Source organism: Curtobacterium sp. MCLR17_007 (assembly GCF_003234655.2).
GTDB lineage: Bacteria > Actinomycetota > Actinomycetes > Actinomycetales > Microbacteriaceae > Curtobacterium.
Window position 1 is genome coordinate 375,742 of record NZ_CP126271.1, and the last position, 17,385, is coordinate 393,126.

Consider the following 17,385-nt stretch of genomic DNA (forward strand, 5'->3'; position numbering starts at 1 on the left):
GATGAGCGACGACAGCGCCGAGACGACCAGGGGCCGTGCGGTGATCGCGGGGGCCAGCGGCTTCGTCGGCCGGTACCTGCAGGACGCGTTCCGAGACGAGGGCTACGAGGTCGTCACGATTGGCCGGACCGGCGACGCGGTGTGGGGCAACACGCTCCGTGTCCGCGAACTGGTGGACGGCGCCGCGATCGTCGTGAACATGGCGGGCAAGAGCGTGAACTGCCGCTACGGCCGCCGCAACCGGGCGGAGATCATCCGCTCCCGGGTCGACACCACGCTCGAGCTGGCCGAGGCGATCCGCACGTCGGAGCACCCGCCGCCGCTGTGGCTGAACGCATCGACCGCGACGATCTACCGGCACGCCGCCGACCGCCCGCAGGACGAGGCGACGGGGGAGCTCGGCGAGGGCTTCTCCGTCGGGGTCGCCCGCGCGTGGGAGGACGCCCTCTTCGCGGCGGACCTGCCCGGCACCCGTCGCGTCGCACTCCGGATGGCGATCGTGTTCGGTGACGGCAGCGCGCTCGTCCCGCTGCTCCGGCTCGCGCAGGCGGGGCTCGGCGGCCCGCAGTACGACGGCGCGTGGTTCCCGACCCGGTCGCGCCTGGCCGCGGGTACCTACCACCACGACCGACACACCCACGGGCGGCAGAAGTTCAGCTGGATCCACATCGCCGACGTGGTCGGTGCGATCCGGTTCATCCGCGACCACGAGGACCTCGACGGCGCCGTGAACCTGTCGAGCCCCAATCCGTCGGACAACCGCACCGTGATGGCGACGATCCGTGACGCGGTCGGACGACGCTTCGGGCTGCCGACGTGGCGGTGGATGCTCGAGCTCGGGTCGTTCGCGATCCGGACCGAGACCGAGCTCGTGCTCAAGAGCCGGTGGGTGGTCCCGACGCGCTTGGTACAGGCCGGCTACGAGTTCCGGTACCCCCTGCTGCGTGGTGCACTGGCGCACATCATCGCGGAGCGCCGCCAGCACCGGGGCTGAGCGCCGGCACCGGGCCGGTCTCTGGGATCGGTGCGGTGGGCGCGGCCCGACCCGGGCGCGACGCCCAGAGCACGCCGCCGACGACGACCGCGCCCGCCAGCACCTCGACCAGGTCGGGCACCTCGCCGAACGCCACCCACGACGCCAGCACGCCCACGACGGGCACGAGCATCGAGAACGGCGCGACGGTGCTCGACGGGTAGGTGCCGAGCAGCCGCGACCAGATGCCGTACCCGACGAGCGACGCCACCAGCACGATGTACAGCAGGCCGAGGTCGGCCGGCAGCGCCCGGAGCGTGAACGCCGTCCCGAGCGCCTGCCCCATGCGCGTCGGACCCTCGACCACGAACGACAGCACGGCCATCGGGATCGGCGGCACCACCGACCACCACAGCGTCAGGTGCAGCGGGTTCACCGGTCCCACCCGCCGGGTCGCGACGTTGCCGATCGCCCAGCCGAGCGCACCGCACAGCGCCAGCACGACCGGCAGCAGCGCCGCGGTCTGGGAACGGTGCACCGCGATGGCGGCGAGGGCCAGGACGGCGGCCGTGACGCCGAGGACCTGGCGCCCGGTCAGCCGCTCACGCAGGAACACCCCGGCGAGCACGACCGTGAACGGCGCCGACGCCTGCAGCACGAGCGACGCCAGCCCCGAGGGCATGCCGGACGCCATGCTCAGGTAGAGGAACGCGAACTGCAGCACGCCCAGCCCCAGGCCGACCAGCACCAGGCGCCCGAACGGGATCCGCGGCCGCGGGACGAACAGCAGCGTCGGCACCGCCAGCAGCGTGAAGCGCACGGCGGCCAGCAGGAACGGCGGGAAGTGCTCGAGCGCGAGCGCCGTCGCGGGGAAGTTCAGGCCCCAGACGACGGCGACGACGAGCGCGAGGAGACGGTCACGGAGCAGCACCCGTCGATCGTCCCGCAGCCGACGCGGAAGGACCAGCGCACGTTCGGACAGCGTCGTTGTAGGGTCCCTGCATGGTCGGGTTCGACGTCGCACTGCTGCCGGTGCTCCGCGAGCTGCAGGAACGCGGGTCGGTGTCCGCCGTCGCCGTGGCCACCCACCGGACGCCGAGCGCGGTGTCGCAGCAGCTCCGGACCCTGCAGCGCCAGGTCGGCGTCCCACTGGTCGAACGCGTCGGTCGCGGCGTGCGACTGACCGACGACGGCCGGGTCCTCGCCGGACTGGCCGCCGGGGTCGCCACCGCCGTCGCGACCGTCGACGCGGCCTGGCAGGAGCACCTCGGCGGCACGACCGGCGCGGTCGACCTGGCGATCTTCCCGTCCGCTGCCGAGCTGCTGCTGCCCGGCCTGCTGACCCGGATGCGTGAGCACCCCGGCATCGAGCTCGTGCTGTCCGACGTCGACGTCAGCGAGGACGAGTTCGCCCCGCTCGCGTCCGACCACGACGTCGTGGTCGGGCACCGTCCCGACGGCGCGCCGGCTCCGGACCGGTCCGCACTCGAGACGGTCGCCCTGCTGCGGGAACCGCTCGACGTCGCCCTGCCCCAGGGCCACCGGCTGGCGGCACGCGGGCGCGTCCGGATCGACGAGGTCGTCGACGAGACGTGGATCGGCGTGCCGGAGGGCTACCCCATCGACCGGGTCCTGACGGCGATGGCCGCCGCGACGGACGCGCCGCCGCAGGTCGCGTTCCGCACGATCCACCTGCCCGTGATCGAGAACCTGGTGGCGGCGGGACACGGCATCGCGCTCGTCCCGCGCTACACCTCAGGCACGCGGGCGCCGGGGCGGTTCCACCTGGCGGAGCTGGCCGACGTGCGCGCCGGGCGGCGCATCGAGGCACTCGTGCGGCCGGACCGGATGGTCCGGCCCGTGGTCCGCACCGTCCTGGAGGCCCTGGTCGCCACGGCCCTCGACGTCACCACCTGAGCCGGTACGGTGCGCGGCGGGGCCGCACCGGGCCTCCTGTCGGTCGCGTCGTCACCGGGACGACGAGACACCGCCGGACTGGCGAGACGCCGCCGGAATGGCGAGACGCCGCCCAATTCGGCGGCGTCTCGCGCGTGCGGCGGTGTCTCGGCGGTGCTCAGACGCCCCGCCGCTCAGACGTCCAGCGGCTCAGACGTCCAGGTGGTCCACCAGCTCGTCCGCCAGCCCCGTGTACGTCGCCGGCGTCAGGGCGGTCAGGCGGGCCTTGGCGCCGTCCGAGATGTCCAGGCCGTTGACGAAGGCGACCAGGTCCTGCTGCCCGATGCGCTTGCCGCGCGTGAGCTCCTTGAGCATCGCGTAGGGGTCCTCGATGTCGGACTGGCCCGCGGTGACCTCGGCGCGGATGACCGTCTGGATCGCCTCGCCGAGCACCTCCCAGTTGCCGTCGAGGTCCTCGGCGAGGCGCTGCTCGTTCACGGCGACCTCGCTCAGCCCGCGGCGCAGGTTGTCGAGCGCGAGCAGCGAGTGGCCCATCGCGACGCCGACGTTGCGCTGCGTGGTGGAGTCCGTCAGGTCGCGCTGCAGGCGGCTCGTCACGAGGGTCTCGGACAGCGTGGAGAACAGCGCGGACGAGATCTCGAGGTTCGCCTCGGCGTTCTCGAACCGGATCGGGTTGATCTTGTGCGGCATCGTCGACGACCCCGTCGCGCCGGCGATCGGGATCTGCGTGAAGTACCCCATCGAGATGTAGGTCCACATGTCGGTCGCGAGGTTGTGCAGGATGCGGTTGGCGTGCCGGATCCGGTCGTAGAGCTCGGCCTGCCAGTCGTGCGACTCGATCTGCGTGGTGAGCGGGTTCCACCGCAGGCCGAGGCCCTCGACGAAGGTCCGGGACAGCGTGGGCCAGTCGGCCTCGGGGTCGGCGGCGAGGTGCGCCGAGAACGTGCCGGTGGCGCCGGAGAACTTGCCGAGGTACTCGCTGCCCTCGATCTGCGCCAGCACGCGCTCGAGTCGGTAGACGACCACCGCGAGCTCCTTGCCGAGCGTGGTCGGGGTGGCAGGCTGGCCGTGCGTGTGGGACAGCATCGGGACGGCGCGGAGCTCGGCGGCGACCTCGCGCAGTCGGGCGACAACGGCGCGGAAGGCCGGCAGCCAGACGAGCTCGGTGGCGTCCTTGATGGTCAGCGCGTAGGACAGGTTGTTGATGTCCTCGCTGGTGCAGGCGAAGTGCGTGAGCTCGGCGATGGCGTCGAGCCCGAGTTCGGACAGGCGCCGACGGACGAAGTACTCGACGGCCTTGACGTCGTGACGCGTCGTCGCCTCGATCTGCGCCAGCTCGGCGATCTGCGCCTGGCCGAAGTCCGTGACGACGGCGCGCAGGGCCGCCTTGTCGTCGACGCTGAGCGGCGACGTGGTGAACATCGCGTGGTCGGTCAGGAAGACCAGCCACTCCACCTCGACGGTGATGCGCGCACGGTTGAGCCCGGCCTCGGAGAGGTGCTCGCCCACCGTGTGCACGACCGGGTAGTACCGCCCGTCGAGCGGGCTGATCGGCTGCGGGGGAAGGGGGGTCATGGTGCTCCCTGGCGGACGGCCGGTTCGATCTGGTGGAAGAGTGCGCGGCAGGCCCGCTCGACCGTGGACAGCACCCGGTCGAACTCGTGTCGGTCCGCATAGTACGGGTCCGGCACGTCGGCCTGTTCCGGCCAGGCGTCGTCGTACCGCAGCAGGAGCGTCACCTTCGCGGCGTCGTCCATCGTGGGTGCCCACGAGCGCAGGATGCGTTCGTGGGAGCGGTCGAGTGCGACCACCAGGTCGAGGTCCGGGAACCGGTCCGGGTCGAACTGACGGGCGCGATGCCTGGACCCATCGTATCCGCGCGCCGCCAGGGCAGCGATCGTCCGCTCGTCCGCCGGTTCGCCGACGTGCCAGTCGCCCGTCCCCGCGGACTGCACCTGGAACCGATCGGTCATCCCGGCGTCGTCGACGAGGCGCTGGAAGACGATCCCGGCCATCGGGGAACGGCAGATGTTGCCGCTGCACACGAACGAGACGCGGAAGGTCGACGGGGCGTCGGCGTCCGTGGTCATGCCCACATCATGGCGTACCGGCAGCGCTCAGGCGCGCGGGCGGTTCAGCACGGGCCGCACGACCAGGCCGATCAGCCACGCGAAGACGGCCAGTACGAAGGCGCCGACGATGCCCCAGCCGAACGACTCGACCTGCAGGCCGAAGCCGATCGCGCTCGAGATGCCGGCGACGATGAGCAGCAGGATCGCGTTCACGACGAACGAGATCAGCCCGAGCGTCAGGATGTACACCGGGAACGCCACGACCCGGATCACGGTGCCGATCACGGCGTTGACGAGCCCGAAGACGAACGCCACGAGCAGGAACGTCAGGACGGTCTCGACGGTGCCGCCGTTGCCGAACGCGGTGACGGTGACGCCGCTGACGATGAGCGTGGTGAGCCAGAGCGCGACGGCGTTGATGACGAGGCGGACGAGGAATCGCATGCGTCCATGATGCCCGGTGACGTGCTCGGTAGTCTGGACGGGTGACAGAGCAGCCCGTGCGCATCCGGCCCGAGATCGCGATCCTCCCCGCGTACAAGCAGGGACGCCAGGCCGCGGCGGACGCCTTCAAGCTCTCGAGCAACGAGAACCCGTTCCCGCCGCTCCCCGGCGTGGTCGAGGCGGTGCAGGCGCAGACGGCCTACAACCGCTACCCGGACGCGACAGCGCTCGCCGTGCGTGCCGTCCTGGCGAACCGCTTCGGCGTCACCGTCGACGAGGTCCACGTCGCGCCGGGCAGCGTGGCGATCCTGCACGAGCTGGCGAAGGCGACGTCCGGCCCCGGCGACGAGGTCGTGTACGCCTGGCGGTCGTTCGAGGCCTACCCCGGCGTGGTCACGGTTGCCGGCGCCACCAGCGTGCAGGTGCCGAACCGGGCCGACGGCGGGCACGACCTCGACGCCATGGCGGCGGCCGTCACCGAGCGCACCCGCATGGTGATCGTGTGCACGCCCAACAACCCCACCGGCACCGTGGTGACCGCAGCCGAGTTCGACGCCTTCATGGCGCGGGTGCCGCGGGACGTCCTCGTGGTGCTCGACGAGGCCTACGCCGAGTTCGTGACCGACCCGGACGCCGTGCGCGGGGTCCCGCTGCTGGAGCGGTACCCGAACCTCGTCGTCCTCCGCACCTTCTCCAAGGCGTACGGCCTGGCCGGGCTCCGCGTCGGGTACGCGCTCGGTCCGGCATACGTCCTCGACGCCGTCCGCGCGTGTGCCATCCCCCTCAGCGTCACGGCGCAGGGACAGGCGGCCGCGCTGGCCAGCCTCGAGCGCGAGACCGAGCTGCTCGATCGGGTCACGCACCTGACCGACCGACGCGACCTGGTCGTGACCGCGCTGCGGGCCCAGGGCTGGGACGTCCCCGATGCCCAGGGCAACTTCGTGTGGCTGCCGACGGGCGACCACACGGGGCACGCGGCTGAGCAGTTCGAACGTGCCGGCATCATCGTCCGGGCCTTCGGGAACGAGGGCATCCGGGTCTCCATCGGCGAGCACGAGGCTGTCGACAAGCTCCTCGAAACCGCGCGCTCGCTTGTCGGGGGACTCACAACGCCCGGCCTCGACCGGCCGCTACGCTGACCCGCATGTCCTTCCACGCCGCGGCGCCCGCGACGACCACCATCCAGCTCCTCGACATCGAGGGCCGGTTCGTGGAGACCGACGACAACGCCGAGTTCGCCGCCGTCGCACGGTCCCTCCCCGACGAGACGCTGCTCGCGATGCACCGCCAGATGGTGCTCACACGACGCTTCGACCACGCGGCCGGCAACCTGCAGCGCACCGGGCAGCTCGGACTCTGGGCGCCGAGCCACGGGCAGGAAGCCGCCCAGGTCGGTTCGGCCTTCGCCCTGCGCCCCCAGGACCACCTCTTCCCGTCCTACCGCGAGCACGCCGTCGTCCTGCAGCGGGGTGTCCAGCCGATGGAGATCATCTCGCTGTTCCGCGGCCAGGCCCACGGCAACTGGGACCCGGACGCCCGTGGCAACACGCACGTCTACACGCTCGTCATCGGCGCACAGACGCTGCACGCGACGGGCTACGCCATGGGCCAGGCGCTCGACGGCAAGGTCGGCACGGGTGACCCCGACGTCGACGAGTGCTCGATCGTCTACTTCGGCGACGGCGCGACCAGCCAGGGCGACGTGAACGAGGCCTACGTGTTCGCCGCGTCGCACCGGGCCCCCGTCGTGTTCTTCCTGCAGAACAACCACTGGGCGATCTCGGTCCCGGTGTCGGTGCAGTCGCCGACGCCGCTCGTCGACCGTCCGCGCGGCTTCGGCATCCCGAGCGTCAAGGTGGACGGCAACGACGTGCTGGCCTCGTTCGCGGTCAGCACCGTCGCGACCGAGCACGCCCGCAGCGGCCAGGGCCCGGCGTTCATCGAGGCCGAAACCTACCGCATCGGCGCCCACACCAGCTCGGACGACCCGACCCGGTACCGCGGGGACGACGAGCTGGCCGGTTGGGTGGCCCGCGACCCGATCACCCGGTCCGAGGCCTTCCTGCGCAGCCGCGGTGCCACCGACGCGCAGTTCGCCGAGTTCGAGGCCGAGGGCGAGCAGATCGCCGCCGACATCCGCGCGAAGACCTCCGCGCTGCAGACACCGCCGATGGACGCGATGTTCGACAACGTGTACCGCGAGCCGCACCCGCGCATCGACGAGCAACGCACCCGCCTGCACGAGTACGAGGCCGCCCAGGACGCAGGGACCCACGCATGAGCACCACCGAGCAGCTGTTCGACTACACGCTCCGGTCGCACCCCGGCGCGGGCGAGGCCCCCGAGGACCCCACCCCGACCATCCCGATGGCCAAGGCGCTGAACGCGGGACTCGCGGCGGCGATGGCGAGCGACGACAAGGTCCTGCTGATGGGCGAGGACATCGGACGGCTCGGCGGTGTGTTCCGCATCACCGAGGGCCTGCAGGACCGCTTCGGTCCGGACCGCGTGCGCGACACCCCGCTCGCCGAGTCGGGCATCGTCGGCACCGCCATCGGTCTGGCCCTGCGCGGGTACCGCCCCGTCGTCGAGATCCAGTTCGACGGGTTCGTCTGGCCGGCCTTCAACCAGATCACCTCGCAGCTGGCCAAGATGGCGAACCGACTCCCGCAGCACATGTCGCTGCCCGTCGTCATCCGCATCCCGTACGGCGGGCACATCGGAGCGATCGAGCACCACCAGGAGTCGCCGGAGGCGTACTTCGCACACACCGCCGGACTCCGGGTCGTCAGCCCGAGCACGCCGAACGACGCCTACTGGATGATCCAAGAGGCGATCGCGTCGAAGGACCCGGTCGTCTTCATGGAGCCGAAGTCGCGGTACTGGCCCAAGGGCCAGGTCGACCTGGTCGACGGGCACGTGCCGATGCACACCACCCGCGTCGCCAGGACGGGTACCGAGGTCACGCTGGTCGGGCACGGTGCGATGGTCGCGACGCTGATGCAGGCGGCCGACATCGCCGAGGCCGAGGGCACCAGCTGCGAGGTCGTCGACCTCCGCTCGATCTCGCCGATCGACTGGGAACCCCTGCTCGCGTCGGTGCGCAAGACCGGACGTCTGGTCGTCGCGCAAGAGGCCTCCGAGTTCGTCAGCGTCGGCAGCGAGATCGCCGCAACCGTCGCCGAGCGGGCGTTCTACACGATGCAGGCCCCGCCGCTGCGGGTCTCTGGGTTCGACATCCCGTTCCCGCAGTCGAAGCTCGAGCACCACCACCTGCCGGACGCCGACCGCGTCCTCGAGGCCGTGGACCGCGCCCTCGCCTACTGACCCGGTCCAGCCGGACCACCTCTCCACCGCACGACCGACCGCCGAAGGAGCCGACGTGGCTGTCGCCGAATTCCCCCTGCCCGACGTGGGCGAGGGCCTCAACGAGGCCGAGATCGTCCAGTGGCGCGTCGCGATCGGGGACGAGGTCACCGTCGACCAGGTCCTGGTCGAGATCGAGACCGCCAAGTCCCTGGTGGAACTGCCGTCCCCGTTCGCGGGCACGGTCACGGGACTGCTCGTCGCCGAGGGCGACACGGTCGAGGTCGGTCGTCCGATCATCCGGGTCGAGTCCGGCGCGTCCGTCGCGTCCACGACCGACCACCCGGGAGGCCCGGCCTCCGTCGTCGACGCCGCCCCGGTCTCGCCCGTGGTCGCGCCCAGTGCCCCGGTCGCCTCCGCCCCGGTCGCTTCCGCTCCGGTCGCTCCCGCCCCGGTCGCTTCCACTCCGCCCGTCGCGGCCCCCGCTCGCGTGACCGTTCCCGCCCCGGCGGCGGCGACGCCCACCCGTGCCAACGCACCGTCGCCGGCTGCCACCCCCGCGCCGACCGAGTCCCGCATGCCGGCCTCGCTCCCCGCAGCTGACGGTGCGTCCGTCGTCGGCACGGACGAGTCCTCCGGCGCCGTCCTGGTCGGCTACGGCTCCGCGACCAGCGCACCCTCGCGCCGCAAGCCGGGCGCCCGCCGGGCCGCCGCCGCCGCCGCCCAGGCGAGCCGGGCCTCCAGTCGGGAGGCCGACCTGGTCCTGACCGACGACGGCGAGGCGACCACCGCCGAGGCCGTCGCGGCGCAGGGTCAGCGCCCCGCGCGCCCGACGGCGCCGCCGGTGATGGCGAAGCCGCCGATCCGCAAGCTGGCGAAGGACCTCGACGTCGACATCGCGATCGTCGTGCCGACCGGGCTCGCCGGCGAGGTCACGCGCGACGACGTCATCCGGCACGCGACGCAGGCCACGGTGTTCCGCAACCTCGAGACGCCCGAGTGGGGTGACGTCCGTCAGGAGACCATTCCGGTCAAGGGCGTCCGCAAGGCGATCGCGACGGCGATGACCACGTCGGCGTTCACCGCGCCGCACGTGTCGCTGTTCGTGGACGTCGACGCCACGCGCACGATGGAGTTCGTCAAGCGGCTCAAGTCCTCGCCGACGTTCGCGGGGGTCAAGGTGTCGCCGCTGCTCATCATGGCGAAGGCCGTCATCTGGGCGGTCCGCCGCAACCGCTCGGTGAACTCGTCGTGGACCGACCGCGAGATCATCGTCCACCACTTCGTGAACCTCGGCATCGCCGCGGCGACCCCGCGCGGGCTCATCGTGCCGAACATCAAGGACGCGCAGGACATGTCGCTCTTCGAGCTGGCCAAGGCGCTCGAGGCGATGACCCTCACCGCCCGCGACGGCAAGACCAGCCCCGCCGAGATGGCCGACGGCACGATCACCGTGACGAACATCGGTGTGTTCGGCATGGACACCGGCACGCCGATCCTCAACCCGGGCCAGGTCGCCATCGTCGCGATGGGCACGATCAAGCCGAAGCCGTGGGTCGTCGAGGGCGAGGTCCGCTCGAGGATGGTCACGACGATCGGCGCCTCGTTCGACCACCGCGTGGTGGACGGCGACGTCGCCTCCCGCTTCGTGCACGACGTGGCCTCGGTCATCGAGGAGCCGGCGCTCCTGCTCGACTGACCCGCGGACCTGCCGGTCGTTGGCGTGGTGTTCACGCGGATGTCGGTGGCGCGGGTGATGATCAGCACATGGTCCACCAGCTCCTGACCGCCCCACAGGAGATCCGAACGGATCGCCTCCTGCTGACGCCCGTCACACCCACCGACATCGACGCCCTGCACGTCGTCTACGCCGACGCCCGCACCTGGACCCACCTGCCGAGCGGTCGGCACGCCAGCCGTGCGCAGACAGTCGACCTGGTGCAGCGCAAGATCGGCGGCCGCGTCCGGCACGGGCTCGGGTCGTGGACGATCCGCGACCTGCAGAGCGGGGTCGTGCTCGGGGTCGGTGGCGTCGACATGACCGCCGGCGGCGTCTGGAACCTCGGGTACCGCCTCGCACCGTCCGCGTGGGGCCACGGTCACGCCACGGCCGTCGCGCGGGCGGCGACGACGGCAGCGCACGACACCGCCCCTGGTGTGCCCGTGACCGGCCGGGTACTGACGAACAACCCGGCGTCGGCACGGGTCCTGGCGAACGCCGGACTCGCGCTCGTCTGGCAGGGCACGACCGCCGCACCCACCCCCGACGACGTCGAGCGACAGGTCTGGGCGGACCGCGTGCTCACCGACCAGCAGCACGCCTGGCTCGTCGCGAACGCCTGAGGGGTCAGCGCCGCCCAGCCGCCAGCGCGCCGAGCACCCCGGCGGCGACCGTCGCCAGCCCGAGCACCACCGCGGCGACGACACACACGCCGCCCGGGCTGAACGACAGCACGCCCACCATCACGAGCACCGCCGCCCCGAGCACCGCCACGCGGACGACCAGCACCCCCGGTGCGTCGTTCACGGTTGCACCACCCCGGGCGCGCCGAGCAGCGCGTCGGCCTCGTGGGGCAGCTCGTTCGCGAGCGACCACTGCACGGTGTTCCAGTCGTGTCCGCTCCCGGGCGCCGACGCGACGGCGGTGTGGATGCCCGCACGCCGCGCGGCCGCGCCGATCCGCTTCGCCGACTCGGTGAACTCGTGGTCCGTCGACCCGGCGGTCAGCCACAGCCGGGTGTCCTGGTACGGGGCGTTCGCGGCCATCAGCGCTGACGGGGCGGCGGCGCGCCAGCGGGCGAGGGACCCGCCGAAGGCCTCGTCGGCGCTGTTCTGCGGGGAGCGGTCGACCGGGTGCAGCTCGCTCGACACGGCGAGGGCGGCGCCGAAGCGGTCCGGGTACCCCGACAGGAACTGCGTCGCGCACGTCGCGCCCTGCGAGAACCCGACGAGCCCCCAGCCGCGGCGGTCCGTCGGCACGCGCAGGTGTGCGGTGACCCACGCGGGGACGTCCTGTGTGATGTAAGTAGCCGCGTTGCCGATCGACGAGTCGACGCACATCGTGTTGTGCCCGGGCACGGCGAGCTGGTCGGCGGACACCACGATCGGCGCGAGCCCGTGGTGGGCGGCCGCGTACGCGTCGAGCACGCCGGCGATACCGCCCGCCGTGAACATGTCGCTGGGGGAACCGGGCTGCCCGGAGAGCGAGACGACGACCGGCAGCACGGGCGGGTCGTCGGTGAGCGCGGCCGGCGGCAGGTACACGACGGCCGGACGCGCGGGGAAGCCCGACCGCGTCCTCGGGATCCGCACGGTGCCCACGCGGCCCGCCGTCGGCATCGTCGCGGGCGGGGTCCAGTGCTCGGACGCGGGTCGGTCGGCGACGGCGTCCACGCTGGACTCGGAACCCAGGTCGAGGGCCGGGAACGGGTTGGTCTGCACGAGCGCGTTGAGCGTCGGGTAGGCGGCGTAGTCGACGTTGACGCCGAGCGCGGGGACGAGCAACGCCAGGGGCACCAGCACGCCGGCGAGCACGCGGCGTCCGCGGCCGCCCTGGACGAGCCCCGCCACGGCCAGTGCGAGCCCGGCGAAGGCCATGGCCACCCACATCCGTGTGACGTCGGTCAGGTGGACGTCGAACGCGTTGAACAGGTCACCGACGACCCAGCACGCCAGCAGTCCGAGCAGGGCACCGCCGACAGCGACCGCGGCGCGGACGCCCGTGCGTCGCCAGGCCGCGCTCGACCGCAGCCCCGTGCGGAGCGCCGGCAGCAGCACGACGACCGCGGTGACGCCGAACAGCACGTCCGCGGGCACGAGCTTCGTGGGGACCTGCAGCCGGGTCCCCATCACCCAGTGGAACGGGTCGAGCATCAGCCTCGTGCCCCGGCGGCCGCACGGTGCGCACGCCGCAGCTCCCACAGGTGCCGGGGTCGCAGCCCCGGCAGGTAGGCACCGGCCAGGGCCCGGGCGACCCGTGGCACGTGCAACGGCGTCGGCACGACCAGCCAGAGCGGTTCGTGCTGTGCGCCGAACTTCTCCTTGAACCGCTGGAGCGAGCGGAACCCGTACGCCGGCTCCAGCAGGCGGGCCAACAGTCGCGAGCCGCGGTCGAGCACGGCCGTCGACGCGGGGTCGTGGGCGGCAAGCGGCGTGCCGGACAGGCTCAGCGTGGTCAGACCGGCCTCGCGCGACCGCAGGGCGGTCCGGGCGATCAGGAACTCGACGACCCCGGGCATCCCGTCCTCGCCGCGCCGCATCACGTCGAGCGTGTAGCCGGTCAGGGCGCCGTGCGCGTACACCGGCAGCCAGCTCGTCACGGCGGTGACCCGGTCCGAGGCGTCGACCGCCAGGGCGAGTCGCACGTCGGGGTCGTCGAGCTCGCGGAAGCCGCCGAGGGTGAAGCCCATCTCGGGCAGACGGCGGTCGGCGGCCCACCGGGTGCAGATCGCCTCGACCTCGGCGCGCTGCCGGGGGTCGAGCTGCGCGAACCGGGTCCACTCGTCGCGGACGCCCTCGCGGTCGGCGCGGTTCGAGGCGGTGCGCAGGTCCTGGCGGCGCTTGCCCCGCAGGTCGAAGGTCGTGACGTCGAGGACGGCCTCGACGCCGACGGGCAGCGCGGTCCACCCCTCGGGCGCCAGGATCGCCCGCACCGGCTCGTGCACGCTCGTGAACGCCGGGACCCAGCCGTTCTCCTCGCAGTGCAGCGCGAACGCACTGATGACGGCGGCACGGTCGTCGGCGGTGCACACCGGGTCGGAGACCGTCAGGGCGACGTCGCCGCGCACGCGGTACGCCACGGCGCCGAGTCCGTCGGGGTGCGACCAGACCGCGTTCCCGCGCCACGTCCCCATGTGCCCGAGTGACCCGGCGTCGCCCCCGCGCAGCATCGCGACGAGCTCGGACGGCCCGGACGCTGCCCGGAAGGGCGCTCGGACCAGACGGCCGCGCAGCACCAGGATCGCCAGCAGCACCGACGCGGGGACGACCCAGGCGCCGAGCAGGGTCACCTGCCACTCGACCTCGTCCAGGCCGAGCCCCTGCCACTGCACCGCCGAGTCCGTCATCGGCTCGATGAGGAACACGTCGGCGAGCACGGCGGTCAGGACGACGAGCACCCCGGCCGCGACGACGATCCCGGCACGACGGCCGTGGTGCACGAGCCAGGCGGCGACGAGCAGCAGGACTCCGACGAGCACGGTGGCGCGGTCGCTCATCGCGTCCGAGAACGGCGAGAGCACCCCGTCCGGGTCCGGCACGACGAGCGTCACCAGCGTGCCGCCGCCCAGCGCGACGAGGGTCGCCACGACGACCGTCCGGGCCGTCAGGTGGTCGCGCTGCGCGGGACGGGAGGCCCGGTGCACGACGAGCGCGCCGGCCGCGGTCCCGAGCAGGGCGGCGAGCGCGCGGGTCACGTCCGAGCCGTGGCCCGCGAAGAGCAGGAGGGTGAGCGTCACCGTCCACAGCACCGTGCGGACCCGCCACCGGCGCTGGGTGGGCATGCCGGCCGACGCCGCGGCGAAGAGCGTGACGGCGATCACCGACGGCGCCAGCATCGGCTGTCCGTGGACCACTTCGGCGTGCGCCTCACCCAGTGCGTCGCCGACGCTGACCGCCAGCTCCGTGACGAGCATCGCGATCGCCGGGACGACCACGCCGACCAGTGCCGCCCTGATCGAGCCGATCGTCCGCTCGGCGACCGCGGCGGCGATGATCGTCGCGACGAGTGCCAGGCAGGCGACGGGCGGGTGGTGCGGGAAGTCCGGTTCGGCGTGCGTCAGCCGAGCGCCGACCACCAGGACGACGATCGCCCCGGCCACGACGAGGGTGACGGGGTGGCGACGGAGCCGGGCGAGGACGGGACGGATGGGCACAGTGCCATCGAAGTGGATCCGAGACCCGCGGGCATCGACCGTCGGGTTGAACCACGATGGCCGATCGGCCATCGGACCGTGTCGGCAGCGCAGCCGCTGGTGCCGGTCAGGACGTCGGTGGCAGGTGCTCCACGGGCAGCCGCAGGGACAGGGCGAACCCGCCGTCCGGCGTGGGACCGCTCTCGAGTCGTCCGCCGAGCAGTGACGCCCGTTCACCGAGCCCGATGAGCCCGAGGCCGGACCCGGGCAGCTCGAGGCGGTCCGACGCGGCGGGGCCGTTGACGACGCGGACGGTGACCACACCACCGACGACCTCGCCGGACACGTGCACCGCTGCCCCGGGTGCGTGCTTCCGGACGTTCGTCAGCGCCTCCTGCACGAAGCGGTACACGGCGCGCTGGACCGGCTGCGCCAGGGTCGCCGGCAGGTCGACCGCGGTCGTGGTGTCGAGTCCGGCGGCCGTGACCAGCCGGTCCAGGTCGGCCAGGACGGGCTGCGGCGCGATCTCACGGTCGGTGCCTCCTGCGGCACGGAGCACCTGGACCATCTCGCGCAGCTCCTGCAGGGTGACCACGCAGAGCTGGCGGATCGTGCGGGCGAACCCGCGCTCGGCCTCGTCACGACCGGCCATCTGCATGCCACCCGCCTGCACGGCGATCAGCGTCACCTGGTGCGAGACGACGTCGTGCATCTCCCGCGCGAGCAACGCCCGTTCGCGGGACAGGGCGACCTCGGCGGCCTGCCGGCGTTCCTCGGCGCGGGCGGAGTCGCGTTCGGCGAGCCGTTCGGTCAACCGCTGCCGGGTCTGGGCGAGCAGGCCGATCGACAGCGGACCGAGGGCGAAGATGAGCGCGTAGATGATCGAGACGATGACGTCCTCGAGGTTCTGCGGCGGGCCGACGAACCCGCCGAAGCCGACGAACTCGACCACCGCGGCCAGCAGCATCAGCCAGCGCCGGTCGGTGCGCTGCCCGATCGTGAACAGCGCGACGACGGACGCCACCACGGCCGAGCCGACGAACAGCCCCGGCACGGTCAACGCGAACGCCGTCACGGGCAGGCGGCGGCGCAGGACCAGGGCCGCCGCGGCCAGGAGCGACATCGCGGTCTCGAAGTCCGTGGCGCCCGAGATGTCGAGCACGGCGTCGCCGACCGCGGCGGCGACGAAGAACGCGTCCACCAGCCACCACGGCGGCTGGTGACCACGGATCCAGCGGAAGCCGCCGTCGACGACGGTGTCGAGCCTCCTGTCCGTCGCTCCCAGCACGCGGCGGACTCGCGACTCAGGCACGGAGCAGCCCCGCCGCCGCTGCGCGGAGCGCGAGCTGGACACGGCTGGCGACGCCGAAGGCGGCGAGCAGGGCGCGCACGTCCTCCTTGACGGTGCCGGTGCTGACCCCGAGTCGTGCGCCGATCTCGGGGTTGCTGACACCGTCGGCGACGAGCTGCAGGACGGCGCGCTCGCGGTCGGTCATCGGCGGGACCTCGGACTGCACGACCGAGGGGGCGAACAGTCGGGCGCGGTCGAGCTCCGAGGCGAGCACGACGCCGCCCGCTGCCAGGACTCTCACGTACTGGGCCAGGCCTTCGGGGTCCGTGTCCTTGAGCAGGAACCCCGCGGCCCCGAGCTCCATCGCGCGGCCGAGGTGCTCGGCGGCGTCGAACGTCGTGAGCATCGCCACCGCGGGCGGCTCCGGCATGGCCGTGATGGACCCGAGCAGGTCGAGACCGTCGATGCGGGGCATGCGCACGTCGAGCAGCACCACGTCGGGGCGGTGCTCGGTGACGGTGGCGATCGCGTCGACGTCGGAGGTCGTCGCGACCACCTCGATGTCCGGCGCCGCCCCGAGGATCAGCTCGAAGCCGTACCGGACCAGCGCTTCGTCGTCGACGATCACCACGGAGATCACGGGCGACATCCTGGCACGGGTTCTCCACGGCACATCGACGTCCCGTCCAGGGATCGCTACTGTGAGAGCACTGGTCATGTCCGCCCAGGACCACCGGGCAGACCACCGACACCGCAACGGAGCACGAGGGACCGATGACGAGCCGCATCACCGAAGGCGCGGAGCCGAAACACCAGCAGCTCCGCCGGATCCTGCTCGACCTGGCCACCGTCCGACTCGCCCCCGGAGCCGCCATCCCGTCCGAGCGTCAGCTCATCGCCGAGTACGGCGTCTCGCGCATCACCGTGCGCGAAGCACTCGGCCAGCTGGTCAACGAGGGCTACCTCGAGCGCGTCCGCGGCAAGGGCACCTTCGTGGCGCACCGGCCCGTGCAGTCGACCCTGCACCTGGCGTCGTTCACCGAGGAGATGCGGGCGATGGGCCACGTGCCCACCACCGTGGTCCTCCTGCGCGAAGAGCGCGTCCCGCCGACCGACACCGCCGCGGCACTGCGTCTGGGGGAGTCCGACACGGCCTTCCACCTGAAGCGACTGCGCATGGCCGACGGGGCACCGGTGTCGATCGACGACGCCTGGCTCGTCGCCGACGCGTTCCCCGGGCTGCTCGACCACGACCTGTCCGGGTCGGTGTACTCGATCGTCGCCGACGAGTACGGCATGCCCATCGACCGGGCGCAGCAGACCGTCGCGGCGACACCGGCCGCGGACGACGTCGCCACGCTGCTCGGCACCAGGACGGGCGCGCCCCTGCTGGAGTTCGACCGGGTGTCGTACTCGCGCGACCGACCCGTCGAGCACGCGCGGAGCTGGTACCGCTCGGACCGCTACCGCGTCCAGATGGAGGTCACCGCGACCCGCGCGGTCGCGTAGTGCGGACCGCGCGGGTCGGAC

17 protein-coding genes are annotated in these 17,385 nt (G+C 72.6%); 8 read left to right on the forward strand and 9 right to left on the reverse strand.

The features are described 5' to 3' along the window. Position 1: 1 nt before the first annotated feature. Positions 2-994 (forward strand): epimerase, encoded by a 993-nt coding sequence (locus tag DEJ13_RS01860; protein ID WP_111107611.1) that lies wholly within the window; start codon positions 2-4, stop codon positions 992-994. Here DEJ13_RS01860 and DEJ13_RS01865 read toward each other — a convergent pair. Further along, positions 963-1,904 (reverse strand): EamA family transporter, encoded by a 942-nt coding sequence (locus tag DEJ13_RS01865; protein ID WP_111107612.1) that lies wholly within the window; start codon positions 1,902-1,904, stop codon positions 963-965. The genes DEJ13_RS01860 and DEJ13_RS01865 overlap by 32 nt on opposite strands. 71 nt (positions 1,905-1,975) lie before the next feature. Between DEJ13_RS01865 and DEJ13_RS01870 the strand changes: the two genes are divergently transcribed. Next, complete coding sequence (locus DEJ13_RS01870; RefSeq protein WP_111107613.1) at positions 1,976-2,890, forward strand: LysR family transcriptional regulator; 915 nt, start codon at positions 1,976-1,978, stop codon at positions 2,888-2,890. Positions 2,891-3,079: 189 nt separating this feature from the next. Here the strand turns inward: DEJ13_RS01870 and purB are convergent, their stop codons facing one another. The 3 genes from purB to DEJ13_RS01885 are packed head-to-tail and all read right to left on the reverse strand — an operon-like array spanning position 3,080 to position 5,406. Continuing rightward, complete coding sequence (gene purB, locus DEJ13_RS01875; RefSeq protein WP_111107614.1) at positions 3,080-4,465, reverse strand: adenylosuccinate lyase; 1,386 nt, start codon at positions 4,463-4,465, stop codon at positions 3,080-3,082. Beyond that, positions 4,462-4,980, reverse strand: a complete 519-nt coding sequence (locus DEJ13_RS01880) for a low molecular weight protein-tyrosine-phosphatase (RefSeq protein WP_111107615.1) — start codon at positions 4,978-4,980, stop codon at positions 4,462-4,464. Before DEJ13_RS01880 ends, purB begins: the two co-directional genes overlap by 4 nt. Positions 4,981-5,007: 27 nt before the next feature. Then, the gene (locus DEJ13_RS01885; RefSeq protein ID WP_056123614.1) at positions 5,008-5,406 is read right to left on the reverse strand and encodes a phage holin family protein; all 399 of its coding nucleotides are present in this window, start codon (positions 5,404-5,406) and stop codon (positions 5,008-5,010) included. Between the two features lie 41 nt (positions 5,407-5,447). On the opposite strand from DEJ13_RS01885, the gene DEJ13_RS01890 reads away from it, so the two are divergent. The 5 genes from DEJ13_RS01890 to DEJ13_RS01910 all read left to right on the forward strand — a co-directional run bounded on the left by DEJ13_RS01890 (position 5,448) and on the right by DEJ13_RS01910 (position 11,055). After that, the gene (locus tag DEJ13_RS01890) at positions 5,448-6,545 is read left to right on the forward strand and encodes a histidinol-phosphate transaminase (RefSeq protein ID WP_111107616.1); all 1,098 of its coding nucleotides are present in this window, start codon (positions 5,448-5,450) and stop codon (positions 6,543-6,545) included. Between the two features lie 5 nt (positions 6,546-6,550). Next, complete coding sequence (locus DEJ13_RS01895) at positions 6,551-7,687, forward strand: thiamine pyrophosphate-dependent dehydrogenase E1 component subunit alpha (protein WP_111107617.1); 1,137 nt, start codon at positions 6,551-6,553, stop codon at positions 7,685-7,687. An 86-nt stretch (positions 7,688-7,773) separates the two neighbouring features. After that, entirely contained in the window at positions 7,774-8,733 is a 960-nt protein-coding gene (locus DEJ13_RS01900) for an alpha-ketoacid dehydrogenase subunit beta (RefSeq protein ID WP_056124035.1), read from the forward strand. A 55-nt stretch (positions 8,734-8,788) separates the two neighbouring features. Continuing rightward, entirely contained in the window at positions 8,789-10,411 is a 1,623-nt protein-coding gene (locus DEJ13_RS01905; RefSeq protein ID WP_111107618.1) for a 2-oxo acid dehydrogenase subunit E2, read from the forward strand. 68 nt (positions 10,412-10,479) lie between these two features. Then, entirely contained in the window at positions 10,480-11,055 is a 576-nt protein-coding gene (locus tag DEJ13_RS01910; RefSeq protein ID WP_111107619.1) for a GNAT family N-acetyltransferase, read from the forward strand. 4 nt (positions 11,056-11,059) lie between these two features. Here the strand turns inward: DEJ13_RS01910 and DEJ13_RS01915 are convergent, their stop codons facing one another. From DEJ13_RS01915 to DEJ13_RS01935, 5 genes are all read right to left on the reverse strand, one after another. Further along, positions 11,060-11,239, reverse strand: coding sequence for a hypothetical protein (locus tag DEJ13_RS01915; RefSeq protein ID WP_111107620.1), 180 nt, complete (start codon positions 11,237-11,239; stop codon positions 11,060-11,062). Further along, a complete protein-coding gene (locus DEJ13_RS01920; RefSeq protein ID WP_258374158.1) occupies positions 11,236-12,585 on the reverse strand; it encodes an alpha/beta hydrolase in 1,350 nt (449 codons plus the stop codon). Before DEJ13_RS01920 ends, DEJ13_RS01915 begins: the two co-directional genes overlap by 4 nt. After that, the gene (locus DEJ13_RS01925; protein ID WP_181437098.1) at positions 12,585-14,585 is read right to left on the reverse strand and encodes a bifunctional lysylphosphatidylglycerol flippase/synthetase MprF; all 2,001 of its coding nucleotides are present in this window, start codon (positions 14,583-14,585) and stop codon (positions 12,585-12,587) included. Before DEJ13_RS01925 ends, DEJ13_RS01920 begins: the two co-directional genes overlap by 1 nt. A 106-nt stretch (positions 14,586-14,691) precedes the next feature. Beyond that, positions 14,692-15,876, reverse strand: coding sequence for a sensor histidine kinase (locus tag DEJ13_RS01930; protein WP_146245291.1), 1,185 nt, complete (start codon positions 15,874-15,876; stop codon positions 14,692-14,694). Further along, positions 15,869-16,495: a response regulator gene (locus tag DEJ13_RS01935; protein ID WP_200938456.1), complete on the reverse strand. Its 627-nt coding sequence runs from the start codon at positions 16,493-16,495 to the stop codon at positions 15,869-15,871. Before DEJ13_RS01935 ends, DEJ13_RS01930 begins: the two co-directional genes overlap by 8 nt. A gap of 134 nt (positions 16,496-16,629) precedes the next feature. On the opposite strand from DEJ13_RS01935, the gene DEJ13_RS01940 reads away from it, so the two are divergent. Next, the gene (locus tag DEJ13_RS01940) at positions 16,630-17,364 is read left to right on the forward strand and encodes a GntR family transcriptional regulator (RefSeq protein WP_056123579.1); all 735 of its coding nucleotides are present in this window, start codon (positions 16,630-16,632) and stop codon (positions 17,362-17,364) included. The last annotated feature ends 21 nt before the right edge of the window (positions 17,365-17,385 follow it).

Excerpts from the sequence above, each read along its gene's own strand:
- DEJ13_RS01860 (WP_111107611.1), top strand. The coding sequence starts at position 2 with ATGAGCGACGACAGCGCCGAGACGACCAGGGGCCGTGCGGTGATCGCG.
- DEJ13_RS01870 (WP_111107613.1), top strand. The coding sequence starts at position 1,976 with ATGGTCGGGTTCGACGTCGCACTGCTGCCGGTGCTCCGCGAGCTGCAG.
- purB (WP_111107614.1), bottom strand. The coding sequence starts at position 4,465 with ATGACCCCCCTTCCCCCGCAGCCGATCAGCCCGCTCGACGGGCGGTAC.
- DEJ13_RS01880 (WP_111107615.1), bottom strand. The coding sequence starts at position 4,980 with ATGACCACGGACGCCGACGCCCCGTCGACCTTCCGCGTCTCGTTCGTG.
- DEJ13_RS01885 (WP_056123614.1), bottom strand. The coding sequence starts at position 5,406 with ATGCGATTCCTCGTCCGCCTCGTCATCAACGCCGTCGCGCTCTGGCTC.
- DEJ13_RS01895 (WP_111107617.1), top strand. The coding sequence starts at position 6,551 with ATGTCCTTCCACGCCGCGGCGCCCGCGACGACCACCATCCAGCTCCTC.
- DEJ13_RS01900 (WP_056124035.1), top strand. The coding sequence starts at position 7,774 with ATGGCCAAGGCGCTGAACGCGGGACTCGCGGCGGCGATGGCGAGCGAC.
- DEJ13_RS01910 (WP_111107619.1), top strand. The coding sequence starts at position 10,480 with ATGGTCCACCAGCTCCTGACCGCCCCACAGGAGATCCGAACGGATCGC.
- DEJ13_RS01920 (WP_258374158.1), bottom strand. The coding sequence starts at position 12,585 with ATGCTCGACCCGTTCCACTGGGTGATGGGGACCCGGCTGCAGGTCCCC.
- DEJ13_RS01940 (WP_056123579.1), top strand. The coding sequence starts at position 16,630 with ATGACGAGCCGCATCACCGAAGGCGCGGAGCCGAAACACCAGCAGCTC.